The organism is Amphibacillus xylanus NBRC 15112 (assembly GCF_000307165.1).
GTDB lineage: Bacteria > Bacillota > Bacilli > Bacillales > Amphibacillaceae > Amphibacillus > Amphibacillus xylanus.
On record NC_018704.1, the window covers coordinates 1,309,720 to 1,328,090 of the forward strand.

At 34.3% G+C, this 18,371-nt stretch carries 20 protein-coding genes and 1 other RNA gene; 16 read left to right on the forward strand and 5 right to left on the reverse strand.

All coding sequences use genetic code 11. The features are described from left to right. The first annotated feature begins 7 nt into the window (after window positions 1-7). On the forward strand, window positions 8-664 hold the full coding sequence (nth, locus tag AXY_RS06530) for an endonuclease III (RefSeq protein ID WP_015010004.1): 657 nt from the start codon (window positions 8-10) through the stop codon (window positions 662-664). A gap of 166 nt (window positions 665-830) precedes the next feature. On the opposite strand, the gene AXY_RS06535 is transcribed toward nth, so the two are convergent. Beyond that, window positions 831-3,350, reverse strand: coding sequence for a PBP1A family penicillin-binding protein (locus AXY_RS06535; protein WP_015010005.1), 2,520 nt, complete (start codon window positions 3,348-3,350; stop codon window positions 831-833). Window positions 3,351-3,368: 18 nt separating this feature from the next. Further along, the gene (gene recU / locus AXY_RS06540; protein WP_015010006.1) at window positions 3,369-3,962 is read right to left on the reverse strand and encodes a Holliday junction resolvase RecU; all 594 of its coding nucleotides are present in this window, start codon (window positions 3,960-3,962) and stop codon (window positions 3,369-3,371) included. Window positions 3,963-4,231: 269 nt separating this feature from the next. On the opposite strand from recU, the gene AXY_RS12780 reads away from it, so the two are divergent. The 9 genes from AXY_RS12780 to AXY_RS06575 all read left to right on the forward strand — a co-directional run bounded on the left by AXY_RS12780 (window position 4,232) and on the right by AXY_RS06575 (window position 9,941). Further along, a complete protein-coding gene (locus AXY_RS12780) occupies window positions 4,232-4,402 on the forward strand; it encodes a hypothetical protein (RefSeq protein WP_015010007.1) in 171 nt (56 codons plus the stop codon). 157 nt (window positions 4,403-4,559) lie between these two features. Continuing rightward, on the forward strand, window positions 4,560-4,898 hold the full coding sequence (locus AXY_RS06545; RefSeq protein WP_041450128.1) for a YppE family protein: 339 nt from the start codon (window positions 4,560-4,562) through the stop codon (window positions 4,896-4,898). A 97-nt stretch (window positions 4,899-4,995) separates the two neighbouring features. Then, complete coding sequence (locus AXY_RS06550) at window positions 4,996-5,280, forward strand: CotD family spore coat protein (protein WP_015010009.1); 285 nt, start codon at window positions 4,996-4,998, stop codon at window positions 5,278-5,280. 93 nt (window positions 5,281-5,373) lie between these two features. Then, a complete protein-coding gene (locus AXY_RS06555) occupies window positions 5,374-5,931 on the forward strand; it encodes an SLOG family protein (protein WP_015010010.1) in 558 nt (185 codons plus the stop codon). A gap of 71 nt (window positions 5,932-6,002) precedes the next feature. Beyond that, complete coding sequence (gene gpsB, locus AXY_RS06560; RefSeq protein ID WP_015010011.1) at window positions 6,003-6,299, forward strand: cell division regulator GpsB; 297 nt, start codon at window positions 6,003-6,005, stop codon at window positions 6,297-6,299. Between the two features lie 81 nt (window positions 6,300-6,380). Continuing rightward, window positions 6,381-6,775: RNase P RNA component class B (gene rnpB / locus AXY_RS12395), an RNA gene on the forward strand. Window positions 6,776-6,873: 98 nt separating this feature from the next. Beyond that, complete coding sequence (locus AXY_RS06565) at window positions 6,874-8,019, forward strand: THUMP domain-containing class I SAM-dependent RNA methyltransferase (RefSeq protein WP_015010012.1); 1,146 nt, start codon at window positions 6,874-6,876, stop codon at window positions 8,017-8,019. A gap of 1 nt (window position 8,020) precedes the next feature. Beyond that, window positions 8,021-9,511: a carboxypeptidase M32 gene (locus AXY_RS06570; protein WP_015010013.1), complete on the forward strand. Its 1,491-nt coding sequence runs from the start codon at window positions 8,021-8,023 to the stop codon at window positions 9,509-9,511. A 157-nt stretch (window positions 9,512-9,668) separates the two neighbouring features. After that, window positions 9,669-9,941, forward strand: a complete 273-nt coding sequence (locus tag AXY_RS06575) for a DUF6123 family protein (protein ID WP_015010014.1) — start codon at window positions 9,669-9,671, stop codon at window positions 9,939-9,941. Here AXY_RS06575 and AXY_RS06580 read toward each other — a convergent pair. From AXY_RS06580 to AXY_RS06590, 3 genes are all read right to left on the reverse strand, one after another. Continuing rightward, window positions 9,919-10,338 (reverse strand): ribonuclease HI family protein, encoded by a 420-nt coding sequence (locus tag AXY_RS06580; protein WP_015010015.1) that lies wholly within the window; start codon window positions 10,336-10,338, stop codon window positions 9,919-9,921. The two genes, AXY_RS06575 and AXY_RS06580, sit on opposite strands and share 23 nt — an antisense overlap. 59 nt (window positions 10,339-10,397) lie before the next feature. Next, window positions 10,398-10,598: a cold-shock protein gene (locus tag AXY_RS06585; RefSeq protein ID WP_015010016.1), complete on the reverse strand. Its 201-nt coding sequence runs from the start codon at window positions 10,596-10,598 to the stop codon at window positions 10,398-10,400. A gap of 251 nt (window positions 10,599-10,849) precedes the next feature. Beyond that, complete coding sequence (locus AXY_RS06590; protein WP_015010017.1) at window positions 10,850-11,866, reverse strand: C40 family peptidase; 1,017 nt, start codon at window positions 11,864-11,866, stop codon at window positions 10,850-10,852. 147 nt (window positions 11,867-12,013) lie between these two features. Here AXY_RS06590 and AXY_RS06595 point away from each other — a divergent pair, with 147 nt between their 5' ends. From AXY_RS06595 to AXY_RS06620, 6 genes are all read left to right on the forward strand, one after another. Further along, the gene (locus tag AXY_RS06595) at window positions 12,014-12,973 is read left to right on the forward strand and encodes a thymidylate synthase (protein ID WP_015010018.1); all 960 of its coding nucleotides are present in this window, start codon (window positions 12,014-12,016) and stop codon (window positions 12,971-12,973) included. A gap of 11 nt (window positions 12,974-12,984) precedes the next feature. Then, a complete protein-coding gene (locus AXY_RS06600; protein WP_015010019.1) occupies window positions 12,985-13,473 on the forward strand; it encodes a dihydrofolate reductase in 489 nt (162 codons plus the stop codon). Window positions 13,474-13,490: 17 nt separating this feature from the next. Beyond that, window positions 13,491-13,709 carry a YozE family protein gene (locus AXY_RS06605; protein ID WP_015010020.1) on the forward strand — a complete coding sequence of 73 codons (219 nt, stop codon included), beginning with the start codon at window positions 13,491-13,493 and terminating at the stop codon, window positions 13,707-13,709. Between the two features lie 99 nt (window positions 13,710-13,808). Continuing rightward, on the forward strand, window positions 13,809-14,966 hold the full coding sequence (locus AXY_RS06610; protein WP_015010021.1) for an exonuclease SbcCD subunit D: 1,158 nt from the start codon (window positions 13,809-13,811) through the stop codon (window positions 14,964-14,966). A gap of 1 nt (window position 14,967) precedes the next feature. Then, window positions 14,968-18,078 carry an AAA family ATPase gene (locus AXY_RS06615; protein WP_015010022.1) on the forward strand — a complete coding sequence of 1,037 codons (3,111 nt, stop codon included), beginning with the start codon at window positions 14,968-14,970 and terminating at the stop codon, window positions 18,076-18,078. A gap of 31 nt (window positions 18,079-18,109) precedes the next feature. Continuing rightward, entirely contained in the window at window positions 18,110-18,358 is a 249-nt protein-coding gene (locus AXY_RS06620; protein WP_015010023.1) for a DUF2584 domain-containing protein, read from the forward strand. Window positions 18,359-18,371: the final 13 nt, after the last annotated feature.

Sequence of the window (18,371 nt, forward strand, 5' to 3'; positions counted from 1 at the left end):
AGAACCGATGCTAAATTTAAAGCAAATTCGTTATTGTCTAGACGTAATGACTGAAATGTTTCCAAATGCAGCGTGTGAACTCGTACATGATAATCCATTTGAACTATTAGTTGCGGTAGTTTTATCTGCTCAAGCAACTGATGAACACGTTAATAAGGTAACTAAAGACTTATTTAAAAAATATAAAACGCCATATGATTATATATCAGTACCACTAGAAGAATTACAACAAGATATTAAGTCAATCGGATTATTTAGGAATAAAGCAAAGAATATCCAAAAGCTGTCCGAGACATTAATAAATGAATATAATGGACAAGTACCTCAAACCTTTGAAGAATTAGAATCGTTAGCCGGAGTAGGGCGTAAAACAGCTAATGTCGTTCTATCTGTAGCATTTGGTGTCCCTGCAATTGCGGTCGATACACATGTTGAAAGAGTTACAAAACGTTTAGGTATTTGTCGCTGGAAGGATACACCGCTCGAAGTTGAAAAGACTTTAATGCGAAAAGTTCCAAAAGAGGAGTGGAGTGCAACGCATCATCGACTAATCTTTTTTGGACGTTATCATTGTAAAGCGAGAACACCTAACTGCGATGATTGTGAATTACTAAGTCTCTGTCGTGAAGGTCAGAAAAGAATGAGACAAAAAGAGAATAATTAATAATATTTTCTCATGTATATTGATAAAATAAGTTGGCAAAAGAAAATAATCCAAGTGTTAAAAGTATTTTTAATCATTTATACAAAAATAAAACATCTCGACTGAAAGTTTAGTCGAGATGTTTTTATTGATTTATATCATATATTTAAGCGAGTTTGATAATAAGTTAACTAGCATTTCCACCTATATTAGTAAAATTACCAAAGTCATCATCTTCAGTCTCATCTTCTGAATTATCCGGCTGTTCATTGTTCTCAGCGTCGTTAGGATCTGGACTCTCTGGTTGCTCAGGTTGTTCAGGGTTCACAGGCTGTTCCGGTTCTTCAGTTTGTTCTGGTTCTTCTGTATCTTCTGGTTCTTCTGGTTCTTCAGGTTCTTCGATAACTTCATCTGGAATCCTAATCTCAATTCGTTTTGTTTCACTTGTAGAATCAGGATTATCAGCACTAACAGCAGTTACTTCAATAGTGTAAGTCTTGCCTTTTTCAATCTTACTAATTGTAAATGAAAGCTCTGATGTCTGTGATTCATTACTTGAACCATCCTCAACACCATAATTGACAATAAAATTAACATCTTCATCGTTAGGGTGTGACCACTCAATTAAGATTTGATCCGCTTCTCCATCATAAGTTGCTGATAAGTTCTTAACAGGGTCAATGCGCTCATATTGAGTTGATTGCTCAGTTGGTTCATACCCACGTTTGAATAATTCTGTGACCTTTTGTGAGTCTGGTGTATATTCACTTGGTAACTTAGGTGGGTTTGATCCACGTTCAATTGTAACTCTTACAACCGAATCTGGCATCTTAAAGTCCTCAGTCTCGATGTTTGCTGATAACTCACCCATTATATGTCTAAATAATTCTCTTGAAATTGACGTATATCCACTTGGTATTGATTTAGACGGATCACTGTATCCAGTCCAAACTGATATAGTAAATTTAGTTGTATAACCAGCAAACCATGAGTCAACATTCTTATCTGTTGTACCAGTTTTACCTACCATTGGCAATCCAGGAATATTTGCTGCTCTACCTGTACCAGCATCACCTTGAACGACTGAACGAAGTAAATCAGTTACCATATAAGCTGTTGCATCTGACATTGCCGCAACTGGTTCAGATTTTAATATTTCTTCACGACCATCACCAAAGATAACTTTAGTTACTGCATATGGTTCGTTGTAAATACCTGCGTTACCAAAAGCAGCATAAGCCCCAGCAATGTCTAATGCAGAGACACTTAATTTTGATCCACCAATACCATCACGAATATTTAGACCTTCTTCTGGAATCGGTAGACCTAATCGTTCAGCAAATTCAGTCGCTTGGCCAATGCCAACTTCACTCAAGGTATGAAGTGTTGGAACGTTTAAAGAACGTTGCATTGCGTAGCGTGCAGATACAGTACCACCATATTCATCGTTCCAGTTTGTAACTGGTTTTGTACCAGCAACCTCAAAAGGACCATCATTAGTAATTTGCTGATAAGTAGACCAATTTAAGTATTCAATTGCAGGGCCAAAACTTAAAATGGGCTTAATCACTGATCCAGGCTGGCGTTTAGCTTGAATGGCCATATTAAAGCCACCAGCTTGACGGTTTCTACCCCCACCAATTGCTTGAATTGCACCAGTTGTTGTCTCAATCACTGCCACACCAGATTGTAGTTCTTCATCTGGATAAGCAATTGGACTATTTTCTGATAATAAATATTCAACATGCTCCTGAGCTTCAGGTACTAAAGTTGTATGAATGACTAAACCATCATTATAAATATCAGCATCAAGCTTTTCTTCAACTTCAATTCTAACTTGATCTAGGAAAGCTTGATAGGGAGTTGATTTTCTTTCTGGTAGATTCAACATATCTTCTACTTTAACTTGAGCAGCTTCATCTGCTTCTTCTTGAGTAATCTTCTCGTGACGAACCATCAATTTTAAAACTGTATTCATACGTTCTTGAGCTAAATCCGGATTAACGGTTGGATCATACGCAGAAGGACGTTGTGGTAATCCAGCTAGTAATGCTGCTTGTGGCAATGTTAATTCATCTAAGTCGGTAATTCCAAAATACGCCTCAGCAGCTGTTGCGACACCATATGCACCGTTACCATAGAAGATTTTATTTAAATACATTTCTAGTATTTCTTCTTTTTCATACGCTCGATCTAATTGAAGTGCTAACCACTGTTCTTGGATTTTTCGTTTCATTGTTTTTTCTGGTGTTAAAAATGAACTCTTAACAACTTGTTGTGTGATTGTACTACCACCTTCGGCACCAAAGCCATCGGTTAAGTTTGCAATTACAGCGGCGATACTTCTTTTAATATCAACACCAGAGTGACTAAAGAATCTCACGTCCTCAGTTGCTAAAACAGCATCAACTAAGATGTCTGGTAAATCTTCATAGCTAATCTTTGTCCGTCGTTCTTGTCCTAAATCAGCAAACACGTCACCATTTATATCTAGTACTTTAGTTGACGCAGGGTCTCCAAGTAATGAATGATCTAATTTTGGTGTGGTAATTATAAAGTAGCTAACTATGATTATGACCGCCAAGACAGCGAGACCTGCTACAGCTGCTGAAATTTGGAATATTAATTTCCATACTGATTTTTTATTTTTCTTTTCGTTTTGTTGTGCTTTACGTCTTGCGACACGCGATTGACTATTTTCCGTCATGCACATCGACCTCCATTCTTAAAAAAACAGTTGATCAATTATTTTAATATAATCAACGATTGCAGGATAATTGATTGGGATTTCAAAACCGTTATCTAAAAAATAATGATACGGTATTGATTTTCGACCTGCATCATCATATTGACGATCCCATAAAGGAAAAAGTTTCGTTGCTTCTAATAAAAAAGTTTTTCCTAATGTTTTAAACCGTACAATAACAAAAGCAATTCCATTATGTTTTACAATGGCCTTCATATGTTCTATTTGATGCTCATGAAAATTATGAAGTGGAAAGGATGTTTTATTTCTTGTTTCTTTAGCTTCAAAATCAAGATAGTGCCCTTTATATAAACCATTATAATCAGTTGTTGATGCTTGTTTAAAATATGCTTCTTTAATGACAGCTGCACTACGTTTAGGATAATCAACCTTGACAATTTGTACAGGGGTAGGTTTCTTATGAATCACACATATGTCATGAGTGAGATAATATTGATTCGTCACGTTAATATCTTCTTCTAATGACATACCTCGATTACTATATGATTGTTTATGACTGTTTAAGTTGCGTGATAGTTGAACCGAGCGTTTTTTTCCATTTGGGTAATTCATTTAAATCTCCTCCTGCATGATCCTATCATAGCAGATTACTACCTCTTTTGAGAAATAAAAAGATAGAGTAATAATTTCAGGGAATCATATAAATGTTGAGTTAATAGCATTATTAACATAATTTCAATTATATATAAGAAAACTTACGATAAATTATCTGTAAAGAAATCACTAGTTTTGTTGAACGTTCACTAGTTTTGTCATGATGCAGGTATTTAGCTAAGTGATGATTAATACAATATATACGCACAAAAAAGGAGAGGGTATGTATGACAAATAAAAATGAAATAAAAAAATTTAAATCACGACTCGTTAAGCTAAATACGCAATTAATTCAAATTGAAAAAAAACTTTCCTATAATACCGATTACATGATTTGTTTAAATCATCAAAAATGTATCGATCAAATAATGAAGCACTATGATCAATTAGCGTATTAGTTAGATATATTCAACTTAAAATTAAATGAAGCTCCTTAAAATTATAGCAAGTTTTATAATAGGTCAGTAACAGATTTTTCTTTCTGGCTTTTTTGTATTGTTCATGTTTACCTAATTTCACGAACATGTTAGAATCTGTGTGAAAGGAAAGATGCCGATGTTATATAAACTAACTGATCAATTGCAAGTCGCCAGTTTGAAATTAAGAGATCGATTTTTACATCATGAAGCACCAGAAGATCCAAGAGATTCAGACTTTTTTCAAATGGTTAAGGCAGAAACTGAACCATATTTTAATCTTGTTGCAAAATGGGAAGAACTTGCCTTAGACGCTGTCAAAAGTCGAAAAGTCATCGTTCATCCGCAACAAATTGAAGCAACAAGAGAGAATTTCGAACTCATTTTGTTGCATAGTTATTATATAGATGAAAAACCAAAAAAATTTATGGAGCTTGTACAAGCGATTGATTATGTGTGCCAACAAATTAAATATTAATCACTAAGTAATTTATTGATTTTATGGCTAATAGCCCGCTACCTCAAGGACAGTTGATCATAAGCTATTATGAATTAACATAAGAAAGGGGATTAAAATGCGGAGACCAAATTGCCAAGGACCAGTAAAAACAATTGTTTGCCCGACTAAACACAAGTGTATGAATACACAAAGCTTTAGTAACGTAAATTACGTTCATCCGACGCATACAACGATTACTGATTATCACACAGTCCAAAACACACACTTTTATCCACAAACGACGTCATGGCAGCAAGTCGTTAATCAAACTAATGTATTTGGAGGACAAACGTGGCCTCAAGGACAAGGTCAGGGTGTTCAACCATTCCAACAACCTAGAAACAGGTTCAATTTCCTATAGACGTCTAAAAGGAGCTGGCATTAACCAGCTCTTTTTAATGTCTACATAAGATATGTTAAAATAGATGAAGAAGGTAACGAAAGGAAACATATGATGGAAAAAACAATGGTAGTGACTGGATATAAAGCTTATGAAATGAATATCCGTTCAGCTAAGGATGATCGCCTACCTTATATTAAGAAAGCGATTAAGGACAGACTGATTGGATTTATTGAAAATGGTGGAGAATGGGTTTTAACCTCTGGTCAAATAGGAATTGAATTATGGACTTGTGAAGTCGTCCTTGAGTTAAAAGCTGATTATGATATCAAGTATGCGATTATCCCACCGTACAATCAACAAGAAGTAAGATGGCAAGAGCAAGACCAAGAGCTTTATTTTCATTTAGTTAATGAAGCAGATTACTATGCATTATTATATGAAGATAATTATAAAGGTCCATATCAATTTGCTGCTAGAGATAGTTGGTTAATTGAAAAAAGTGATTGTTGTCTACTTGTAGTTGACGAAGAATTTCCTGGCAGTGTAGGTTTTTTCCTAGACAGGGCAAAAAAATACCGAGAATCAAATGATTATGCGATTTATTACATGACGTCAGATGACTTAAATGACACCATACGAGAAATGCAGGAAAATAATCAATCGTTTTAAATGTCATTGACATTTACATTAAAGTTTGAAAAAATGAAGGAAGAGTTATGTAAAATATGAGGTGAGAAATTATGGCTGCGCAAAGTCAATTGACAACTAAAGATATTTTAGATAAAAATTTTAAAACCGCTATGAGAGGGTACAATCAAGAAGAAGTAGATGAATTTCTTGATATCATCATCCAAGATTACGAATATTTTAATCAAACGATCGAACAATTAAAACGAGAAAACGAAATCTTAAAAGCTAGAAGTGAACAACCAAGAAAGCGAGTAACACCATCTAATCATCAAGTGAATTATGACATATTAAAACGAGTTTCAAATCTAGAAAAAGCAGTTTTTGGAAAGAAATATAGCGATGAATAACATATGGTAGTATTTACTAGGTGATAAATACAAAAGCCTATGTTATAATTATTGCTGACGTTAGAGAGATCGCATAAATGAATGTTTGCGTAATCGCTATAAATACTAAGTATTTATAGAGGAAAGTCCATGCTCGCACAGGCTGAGATGCTTGTAGTGTTCGTGCTTGATGAATTCATAAATCAAGGCAGTTGTTAATCAACTGACGGCAGGATCATTAGCTAAGTCTTTTTATAGATATGCAATTGATCCATAAAAGTGCCACAGTGACGTAGCTAAATTGGAAACGATTTAGGTGGAACGGGTAAACCCCACGAGCGAGCAACCCAAATTATGGTAGGGGCATCTTGGATTAGGGAAATGAACCGAAACAAGGACGGATCATGTGAGAATGATTCCGTAGATAGATGATTACGACTAACTGTACAAGGTTGACCACCGTAATAGTACGTTAGTACAGAACATGGCTTATAAAACATTCATTGGTCATACGATATTGATTAAAACCTTCCAATGACAATTCTAGTCAGATGGAAGGTTTTTTATTAAAAATTTTGAAAAGAGAAGTGAAATAATGATAAAAACAGTAAAACTACTAGCTACTTCAGCAATGGGCTTAGAAGCAGTTGTTGCGAATGAAGTTCGTGCATTAGGATATGAAAATGTTACAGTTGATAATGGAAAAGTCATTTTTGAAGCAGACTTAGCTGCGATTCCACGTTGTAATCTTTGGTTAAGGTCAGCTGACCGTGTTAAAGTAATTGTAGGTGAATTTGAGGCTAAAACATTTGATCAGCTATTTGAATCGACAAAAGCATTAAATTGGCAAGATTACATTCCTGAAGATGGTGCTTTCCCTGTAATCGGGAAATCAGTCAAGTCTACATTATATAGTGTATCTGATTGCCAAAGAATCGTTAAAAAAGCTGTAGCAGAAAAATTAAAACAAAAACATGGTGTTGCATTAAATATGCCTGAAACTGGTGCGATGTATCGCATTGAAGTGGCGCTTTTAAAAGATCAGGTCACTTTAACCCTTGATTCATCTGGACAAGGCTTGCATAAACGTGGCTATCGTGTAGGACAAGGGGAGGCGCCATTAAAGGAAACTCTAGCAGCATCACTAGTACAATTAACTAATTGGCGTCCAGAATTTCCATTAGTTGATTTGTTCTGTGGTTCAGGAACCATTTTAATTGAAGCCGCTTTAATCGGTCAAAATATTGCACCGGGCTTTAATCGGGAGTTTGCCAGTGAAGAATGGAGCTTTATTAATCAGAAATTATGGGACGAAGCATTTGAAGAAGCTGAGCAGTTAGCTAATTATGATCAGAAACTTAATATTACTGGTTCAGATCTTAATCCTAAAATGATTGAGATTGCGAAACAAAATGCGATAGAGGCAGGACTTGCCGATTTAATTAATTGGAAGCAAATGAATGCAGCGGACTTCCACCCGAAAGAAAATAATGGTTACTTAATTACTAATCCACCATATGGAGAACGATTAAATAATCAAGCGGAAGTCGAAACGATCTATCAACAACTTGGTCAAGCGATGAATAGAAATCAAAGTTGGAGTAATTATATTTTAACCTCTAACGAAAATTTCGAAAAACTTTATGGCAAAAAAGCGACCAAAAAACGGAAGCTGTTCAATGGCTTTATAAAAGTAGATTACTACCAATACTTTGGTAAACATATAAGAGAGGATGATTAATATGTCAACGTCTGAACAAAAATTTATTGATTTGATGAAACAAATTACTGCATATTCAGAGGCAATCGCATTAATTCATTGGGATTTAAGAACGCATGCACCAAAAAAGGGTATGGATCAACGTTCAGAAACAATCAGCTTACTCTCTGAGAAAGTTACCGAGCTACAACGATCAGATTTAATGAAACAATTAATTACTGAACTAAAGACATCAAATATATCACCGATTATTGAAAAGTCAGTACAAGAATGTGAAAGAATCTATAATAAACAAAAGAATATTCCGACTGAAGAAGTAGTTGAGTTTATTCGACTCAGTTCAAAATCAGAAACAGCGTGGCAGGAAGCAAGAGAAAAACGTGATTTTTCGATTCTTGCACCATATTTAGAAAAATTAGTTGAAATGAATAAAAAATTCGCTCAATATCAAGGTTATACAGAAAATCTGTACGATGGTTTGTTAAATGATTTCGAGCCAGGTTTAACGACTGAAATATTAGATCGTGTTTTCAATCAATTAAAACCAGTTTTAATCAAATTAGTAAAGCAAATTAACAACGCTAATGTAACTGTGGATGCAAGTTTATTACAAAAACCGTTTCCTAAACAGGCTCAAGAAGCATTTTCTTTAGCAGTGCTTGATAAAATGGGCTATGATTTTGATGCAGGTCGTTTAGATGAAACGATCCACCCATTTGCAATCGGCATTAACCCAAATGATGTTCGTGTAACGACACGCTATGATGAAAATGATTTTAGAACAGCTGTATTTGGAACGATTCATGAAGGTGGACATGCACTCTATGAGCAAAATATTGATCCTGATTTGCATCAAACCGTATTAGCAAAGGGCGCATCAATGGGGATTCATGAGTCGCAATCGCTATTTTGGGAGAATTTTATTGGAAGAAGTCGCTCTTTCTGGGAAAGTCACTTTAAGTTATTTAAAGAACATGCACCAGACAGTTTCCAATCAGTAGACTTTGATGAATTCTTTAAAGCAATTAATGAAGTAAAACCGAGCATGATTAGGATTGAAGCAGATGAACTAACGTATTCATTACACATCATTATCCGTTATGAGCTCGAAAAAGAACTAATCAATGGTGATTTAAAGGTTAAAGACTTACCAAAAGCATGGAACGACAAAATGGAGGCATATCTAGGCATTCGTCCAGAGAATGATCTTGAAGGTGTGTTACAGGATATTCATTGGGCTGCAGGCGATATTGGATATTTCCCAACTTACGCTTTAGGCTATATGTATGCTGCGCAAATATTTAATGCGATTGAAAAAGATATTTCTATGGACCAGATGATCCGTTTAGGTGATTTTGAACCAATAAAGGCTTGGCTAACTGAGAAAATCCATCGCCATGGCAAGATGAAACAACCGTTAGAACTTATTGAAGAGGTAACAGGAGAAGGTCTAAATCCAGATTATCTAATCAAATATTTAACGAATAAATATACAGATATTTATCAACTTTAAGTAATGATTATTTTAGCTCAACAGGTTAAATTGACTTGATTGAGCTAAAACTTTTTTGTTAAGAACACATGTTTGTAGATCTTTTCTTTTTTAATAAACTATATTATACTAAAAGTAGATTTAGAGATTAAATGTGTTTGGGAGTAGGGGATCGATTGTGAAATACTATCAATCTCTAGCAGATTACATTGAGAAACTATGGGATAAAGGATTTAAGCTGACTGATGAACAGGTTCGGTTTATTTACTTTGCCAAGAAATACACTAACGCTGATGAGTGGCTAGCCTGTATCGCGTTGGAAAAGACTTTAAAATTAAAATTCTCTTTTAATGGTTCGTTTTATATTAGCTTATTAGAAGTATTAAACGAACATCAAGTTAAAACAAAACAAGAAGTCATTCAAATTCTTAAGCAGAAGGGTATTTTCTAATTGATTCTGCCTTTAAATGAATCGCTTGTTTTGCTAGACGATCTGCATGCTTATTTTGACTTTCTGGAATCCATTTAATAAAACAATAAGGAAAATGTGCCATTTTTGCAATCGCTTGTTCGACTAATGTAGCAAAGGGCTCTTTTTTATATTTACCTTTATCAATTAAATCAACTAAAAGTTTGGAATCAGAGCGAATTGACAAGATTTCACTTAAAAACTCCTGCTGACAATAATCAAGCACAAACAGTAATGCTTGAAACTCTGCTACATGATTCGAACTTTCACCGATATATTTTTGACCTTCAACTCTTACTTTACCACTTTTTATGATAAAGCTAATACCACTTGGTCCAGGATAACCTTTTGAAGCTCCATCAATATATATTTCCAACATATAACCACAACCTTTGATTCAAAATAAAACGGTGACTATATAGCCACCGTGAAGTTGTATTATCTTTTTTCAACATTTGCTGCTTGAGGACCACGATCACCTTCAACAATTTCAAAAGTTACTTCTTGGCCTTCTTCAAGCGTTTTAAAACCTTCTTCTTGAATTGCAGAATAATGAACGAATACATCATCGCCTTCTTCTAATTGAATAAAACCATACCCTTTTTCTGCATTAAACCATTTTACTACACCGTTTTGCATGTAAATAATCCTCCTAATTTTCTCAAACCATTGCTATTTGAGATCTGTAGTACAAATAAGATAACCAAAAAAAGCCCTAATGAAGGGTAGGATCGATTCCTACACCACTTCAATTAAGGCTTAAAAATAGATCCCAGTCATCTTCTTTGCTTATCATAATGTTAGCGCACTCACAGCCGTACGTCAAGCTGATTGAGTATTTTTTTAACTATAATTCGGTTTAATTAGTCAATAAAGACAAATATATGGTCTTATTCAATTTGAACTCGTCTGCTACCTAAATATCTTGTTTGCCAATAATCTTGACTAAGTGCTGAAGTCATGACACCTTTTGACTCACTCGCATGAATAAATTGGCCATTTCCTAAGTAAATGCCGACATGGGAAGGGCCTTGTTTATAAGTTTCAAAAAATACTAAATCACCAACTGATGGTTGATCAACAGATTTCGTTTGATTCCACATTTCTGATACGGTTCTCGGTACCGAGATCGACTGTTGATTAAAGACATATTGAACGAACCCACTACAATCAAATCCAGAAGGAGAAGTTCCACCCCATTGATACCGAACTCCCGTTTGATCCTTTGCATTTTGAATAACGTGCTCAATTTGATTATTTCCTGTATTTTTTTTAACGGATTCATTTGTATTGTCTTGAGCGATATTATTGCTAATATCTTCTTTTATTTGTGTTGTAATCTGAGTTTCTTGTTGAATTGTTTCAACAAGCTCTATTGTCACAGCTGGTGTCTCTTCAAGTCCGAACGCACGTTGCGCATTTAATAAAGCTGTTTCGGTAATAGGTCCGAAAATACCGTCAAACTGATCATCATAATAACCAAGATAAAATAAGGCTCTTTGTAAAGCTTTAATTTCGTCAGAAGAGGTGCCATAATAGAGAGGGTAGTCGATAGATGAGAGTTTTTCTAAATAATAATTCTGCTCAGCTTTAATAATTGCTTCTACAGTTTCTTGATTGATTGAGCCATCAGGTATGAGCGCATGATCAGCTTGAAATTTTTTTAATGCATACTCAGTAAATAAACCATATTCACCGTCAATTGATTCATCATAATATTTGAGATCATTTAACTTATGCTGGATGACACGGACAACTTGACTATGGTCACCGTATGACATATGTTGAAGTTCTTGTTCAGCTAACCATTGACTTTGTAACATGGGATAGGCATCGATATAAGTGGCAAATGGTTGACTGATAATATAACTGTAAGCAACAGATTGCTTAACAATATTTTTAGCCATAAAACTTAAATGCCTCCTTTGTCATGATCATGATAAAATACTTGTTAATTTAAGTGTATTCATTGATCTAATAATAAATGATTCTTGAACGTAATGTTAAACTTCTGTAATATGAATGTATGGTATTTGATTTAGGGAGGAAAATAGATGTCTAAAAATGAACAAGCTTACTTAGACCTTTGTAAACAAATTCTCGACAAAGGTACTAAAAAAGATGATCGAACTGGAACGGGAACGTATTCTATCTTTGGTGCGCAAATGCGCTTTAATTTACAGGAAGGTTTCCCATTATTAACAACTAAAAAAGTTAATTTTAAATTAATTGCTACTGAACTTATTTGGTTTATCCGTGGCGATACAAATATTCAATATTTACTAAAAAATAATAATAATATTTGGAATGAATGGGCATTTAAACGATGGGTTGAAAGTGATGAATATACTGGCCCTGATATGACGGACTTTGGGAATAGAAGTTTAGCAGATGAAGCATTTAATCAGCTTTATCAAGCAGAAATGAAAAGTTTTAAAGAGCGCATTATTGCAGATGATGAATTTGCTAAAAAATATGGTGAGTTAGGTCCTGTTTATGGAAAGCAATGGAGAGATTGGCGTACCTCAACAAATGAGACAATTGATCAATTAAAAAATGTCATTGAGCAGATTAAGACTAACCCTGATTCACGTCGACATATTGTCACTGCATGGAATCCTGAAGATGTACCAAAAAACATGGCATTACCCCCATGTCATGCACTTTACCAATTTTACGTAGCTGATGGTAAATTATCATGTCAGCTTTACCAGAGAAGTGCTGATGTCTTCTTAGGTGTACCATTTAATATCGCAAGTTACGCATTATTAACACACTTAATCGCACACGAATGTGGCCTTGAAGTAGGTGAGTTTGTTCATACACTTGGAGATGCACATATTTATTCAAACCATGTTGAGCAGATTAAAGAGCAGTTATCAAGAGAAAGTCTACCATTACCAAGTCTTGAAATAAATCCTGAGCTTAAATCAGTTTTTGATGTTGAGCTTTCAGATATTACGTTAAATAATTACCAATCACATCCAGCAATTAAAGCACCTATTGCTGTATAGGAGTTGAGCATATGCTGTCAATGATATTTGCCAACGATAAAAACTATCTAATTGGAAAAGACAATTGGATTCCGTGGGATATTCCTAATGACTTAGGATTCTTTAAAGCAATGACAACAGGTAAAACGATTATAATGGGTCGTAAAACGTTCGAATCATTTAAAAAACCATTACCAAATCGCCATCATGTTGTTTTAACAAGAAATCGTGATTTTAAAGCAGAAGGCTGTGATGTTTTCCATCATATTGATGATGTATTAGCATATATCAAACAATTTGAAGATCAAGAAGTTATCGTCATTGGTGGTGCGGAAATTTACGTGCAATTTTTCCCGTATGCGGATCGACTATATATCACATATATTGATCACGAATTTGAAGGTGATACTCATTTACCTAAGTTTGATTTGTCTGATTGGCGATTAACGTCTAAGGAAAAAGGTATAAAAAACGCTGAGAACCCTTATGATTATTACTTTTTACAGTATGATCGCAATTAAAGGATAGGAGGTTCAATATGCAATCATTTTACCAATATATGATGCGCTATCGTGGTGCGCAAAAAGCCTCTTTAGAGCGACAATTAGCCGATTGGATTTATGATGATCATGGATTTCCTAAACATAGTACTTCATATAATGAAATCAGTGATTATCTGGAATGGAGTAGTCCATTCAATGAAGCAATCAATTTGTTTGAGAAGTTGTGGGACGACTATATAGAAGTTAGTCAGTAAAAAAGATTTATAATTAAGATACAAATGGCTTCAGCTAATTGATGTTAAACGCGCTGAAGCCATTGTTTTCTATAAGTTTAAAAATGAGAGGATTGAGTAATGGTGCGTATCTTACATACTGCTGATTGGCATTTAGGGAAAATCGTCAATGGCGTACATATGACCGATGATCAAAGCTATGTCATAGAGCAGTTCTTTCAAATTATTGAAGATTATAAGCCTGATCTGATTATAAACGCTGGTGATATTTATGATCGTGCGATACCACCAAAAGAAGCGGTCGATTTATTAGATCAAACTTTAACGAGATTAATGACAGATTTTAAAATACCAACTTTAATGATTTCAGGCAATCATGATAGTCCAGATCGACTACATTTTGGTAGTCAGCTATTTCGCGATCATCAATTATATATACAGTCGAAATTTGTGTTACCAATTGAACCGATAACGATTTATGATCGATTTGGACCTGTTCATTTTTATTTAATTCCATATTTTGAACCTGCTGATGTTCAAAAATATTATCCAGATGAAGAAATCACTACACATCAAATTGCAATGGAATCAGTCATTCAGTCAATAAAAGAAAGTCTGAATCCAAATGAACGACATGTATGTGTAGCGCATGCCTTTTTAGCAGGTGGTATGTCGTCTGATTCTGAAGACCGTTTATCAATGATTGGTGGTAGCCCATATATAGAAGTTAGTCTATTTAAAGACTTTAATTATGTTGCATTAGGTCATCTTCATCAACCGCAAAAAATTAGTTCTGACCACATTCAATATAGTGGATCACTGTTAAAATATTCATTTTCAGAAGCAAACCAAACAAAATCAATGACAATAATTGAACTCGATGACCAAGGTGAGATCAGCCTTGAACGAATTCCGCTGAAACCAAAGCACGATCTTCGTGTTTTAACTGATTATTTTGATCAATTACTTAATGGTCCAGAATACGAAGCGTCCGAAGATTATTTACATATTCAATTGTTAGACGATGGACAAATTCTTGATCCCATTACACAGTTAAGAAAGAAATTCCCGAATATATTGCGACTCGAAAAGATAACTAAACAATCTGCCCGAGGATTAAATGAGCTTGAACGAATGAAACAAAGACAAAAACGTTCTGAATTAGAATTGTTCGAAGACTTTTACTTTGAACTCACTGATCAACGACTGACGGAAAAGAGAAAACAAATGCTTCAATCAGTAATTAATCAAATCAATCAAAAGGAAAGGGAACAATAATATGAGAGTAATTAACTTAACATTTGTAGCATTTGGACCCTTTAAAGAGAAACAAACGATTGATTTTACACGACTAGGAAATGAATCAATTTTCTTAATTACTGGTCCAACAGGAGCTGGAAAAACAACAATTTTTGATGCCATATGCTATGCCTTATATGGTCGAGCTAGTGGAAGCGATCGTGATCACGATAATTTGAGAAGTGACTTTGCTTCTGTTGAAGATCATACGGAAGTTAGTTTAACATTTGCGATTAAAGATACGACTTATATAATTAACCGAAAACCTAAACAACTACGCCCGAAAAGTCGTGGTGAAGGTTTTGTTGAAGAACCACAATCAGCAAGTCTTTATCAAATAAGAGATGAAGAATCGCATTTAATCACGAGTCGAATTAAAGATGTCAATGAAACGATAGAAAATATTATTGGACTCGATTATGATCAGTTTTTAAAAATGATTATGATCCCACAAGGTGAGTTTAGAAAGCTAATCAGTGAAAATAGTAACGAACGAGAAAAAATTCTACAAAAAATCTTTCGAACTCATGTTTATCAGAGCATCACAAATACATTAATAACAAAGTCAAAGGATATGATGCAGCAATTAAAAACATTCCAAAACCAAATAACTGATCAACTTAGTTTTGTTGAATGGGATGTAGATGAAGTCATTAGAGAACAGTGGACACAAGATGAAGAAATCAATCAATTAAAACTATTGATTAACCACTTGGATACAAATCATCAAATAGCAACCGAAAATTATCAAAAACAAAAAGCAGCTCTAGCTGATGCCGAATCATATTATCATGAACAAATGAAATTAAATGATGAATTTCAAAGACTAAATGACGCGATTAATAAGAAAACTGAGTTAGAACAGCAAGCAGAAATGATTAATGGCTTGAGGGATAAATTTCAACTAGCTGAAAAAGCAGCCAAGTTAGAAGTGTATGAAGAACAACTTAATATAAGAACAGAAGAAGCTGAATTAGAAACAACAAAGCTAAATCAATTAGAACAAGAGCTCAAAGGTATACAAGAAAATTACACTCAAAGCAAAGCACAGTTTGAAAAAATCCAAGTAACTTATCCTGAAAAATTAAAAGAGCAAGAGATTTTACGGGAGGAGCAACGTCAGACAGAAGCATGGGTAAAATATATTGATTTAGAATCAAAGCTTGGAGCCCAACAACAAATCCATGATCGTTTGACTAAGCAACTTAATGTAGAAAAGGCCAATTATGAACAGCTCAAACTAACCCTAAATCAGACGAATCAACAGCTAGATAAACAAATTGAGCATAAAGAAGAATCACTAAAGTTAACTCATGAATATACTTTAGCAAACGAAAGCTTAAAAAAAGCACAACAGCTCAAGAAAAATTATGTTGAGCTAGTCGAGCTAGAAAAAATTACCGATAAATTATCATTTAAGAGTCAACAGCTTGAACAGGAACTAAAGGACTGTCAAGATAACTTACAAGCGTATGAAAAAAATTATCAGCAGCATGTGGCAAGTCACCTAGCTTCACAATTAAAAGAAGGAGAGCATTGCCCTGTTTGTGGATCGATAGATCATCCAATGTTAGCAATTGCGACTCACGATCCAGTCCATGATCAAGAGAAAGAAATATTAATTAGTAAAAAGGAACATATAGAAGAACAAATTAGCAAATTTAAAAGTCAATGGATAGATCATCAAGCTGATTATCGCATCATGGAACAATCCGTAATTGAACTATCTAAATTGTTTGATCAAAATTACGAAGATATAACAGAAGAAACAATTGAACAAATCTTAAATTCAGCTCAAGATAAAGTTAAAGAGCTGACACTAAAAATACAACAGATTGAAGAATCAGTTAAACTAAACCAATCATTGAAAGAGACAAAGTCACAGCTAAATAAACAATTATCAGAGATTGAACGAGTAATTGAACAACAAGCAGCTGAAGTAAATAAAGTAGTGCAAGATATCTCAAGATTAGAAGGTGAGATGAATAGCTACAAGCAATACAAACCCGATACGGAGTTAAGTTTTCAAGAGTGGGAATTAAAATTAAACGATCAGCAAGACAAACTAGAAAAATGGTTTAGCAACTACACTGAGCACGAAAAATTACTGAATCAACTGACTGATCAAGTAAATACGTTAAAAGCACGATACGAAACGCAAAAACAGTTTACAGAGCAACTGCAAAGAAACCAATTAACTGCCAAGAATACATTCAAAGAGCAGTTAAGAAGAGTTGGATTTAAAGATTACCAAACATATTCTCTTGCTAAGTTAAAAGAAGACGAGCGTCAACAATTGGATGTTCAAATTAAACAATATGACGCATCAGTCAATGAGCTAAATACAACGATTCATACATTGGAAAGTAAGTTAAAAGACTTCAAACAACCAAATCTAACAGAGATAGAACAACAATTAGAGAAAATTAAAAACGAGCATGAAACGTCTATTCGTTTATTAGAACAATTAGCTGAAAAGCACAGTAGGCATTTAAAGATATTGAATAAAGCATTAGACTTAAAAGAGGCATATACTGAATTAGATCAAGATTACCGTGATATGTCGGCATTAGCTGAGATGGCAAATGGTGATAATCATTTGAAGTTGTCTTTTGAACGATATGTGTTATCAGCATTTTTAGAGGAAATTTTATATCAAGCCAACTTACGGCTTAATCAGCTAACAGATCAACGATATGAGCTAAAAATCAGTGATAAGCTGGCTAAACACGGTGCGAAAAGTGGTCTAGATTTAGAAGTATTTGATCAACATACTGGTAAACAACGATCGATTAAGACGCTATCAGGTGGGGAAGGCTTTCAAACATCACTATGTTTAGCACTAGGCATGGCAGATGTTGTTCAAGCACATGCAGGTGGGGTTCAATTAGATACATTATTTATTGATGAAGGTTTTGGAACACTTGATGAGATTACACTTGAACAAGCAATTAACACATTAAAAGCATTACAACAATCAAACAGAGTATTAGGAATAATTTCACACGTCAATCAACTAAAAGAAGAGATTCATGCAAAATTGGAGATTACTTCAACACCTAATGGTTCATTTGCTAGATTTAATTTATAAGAAGAATAATTTCATTTAGGAGGTAAGGTTAATGTCAATGCCGATTACTTTTGAATGGGTACTTGTTACAGAAGGTAAGCAAGAACGCGTTCCTGATCAACCAAATAGTTATAAAATTACGCTTGATGGCTATCATTTATTTCCCATCGAACAGACTATTGAGATTAAACGTCATAAAGAAAAAGGACATATCGGATTTGGTGAGATCCTTGAATTACGTTGGCATAAGCAACAAACTACTTGCATCTATCGACTGACTTCTCTTCAAAGCGTCAATTAGTGACAGTTAAGTA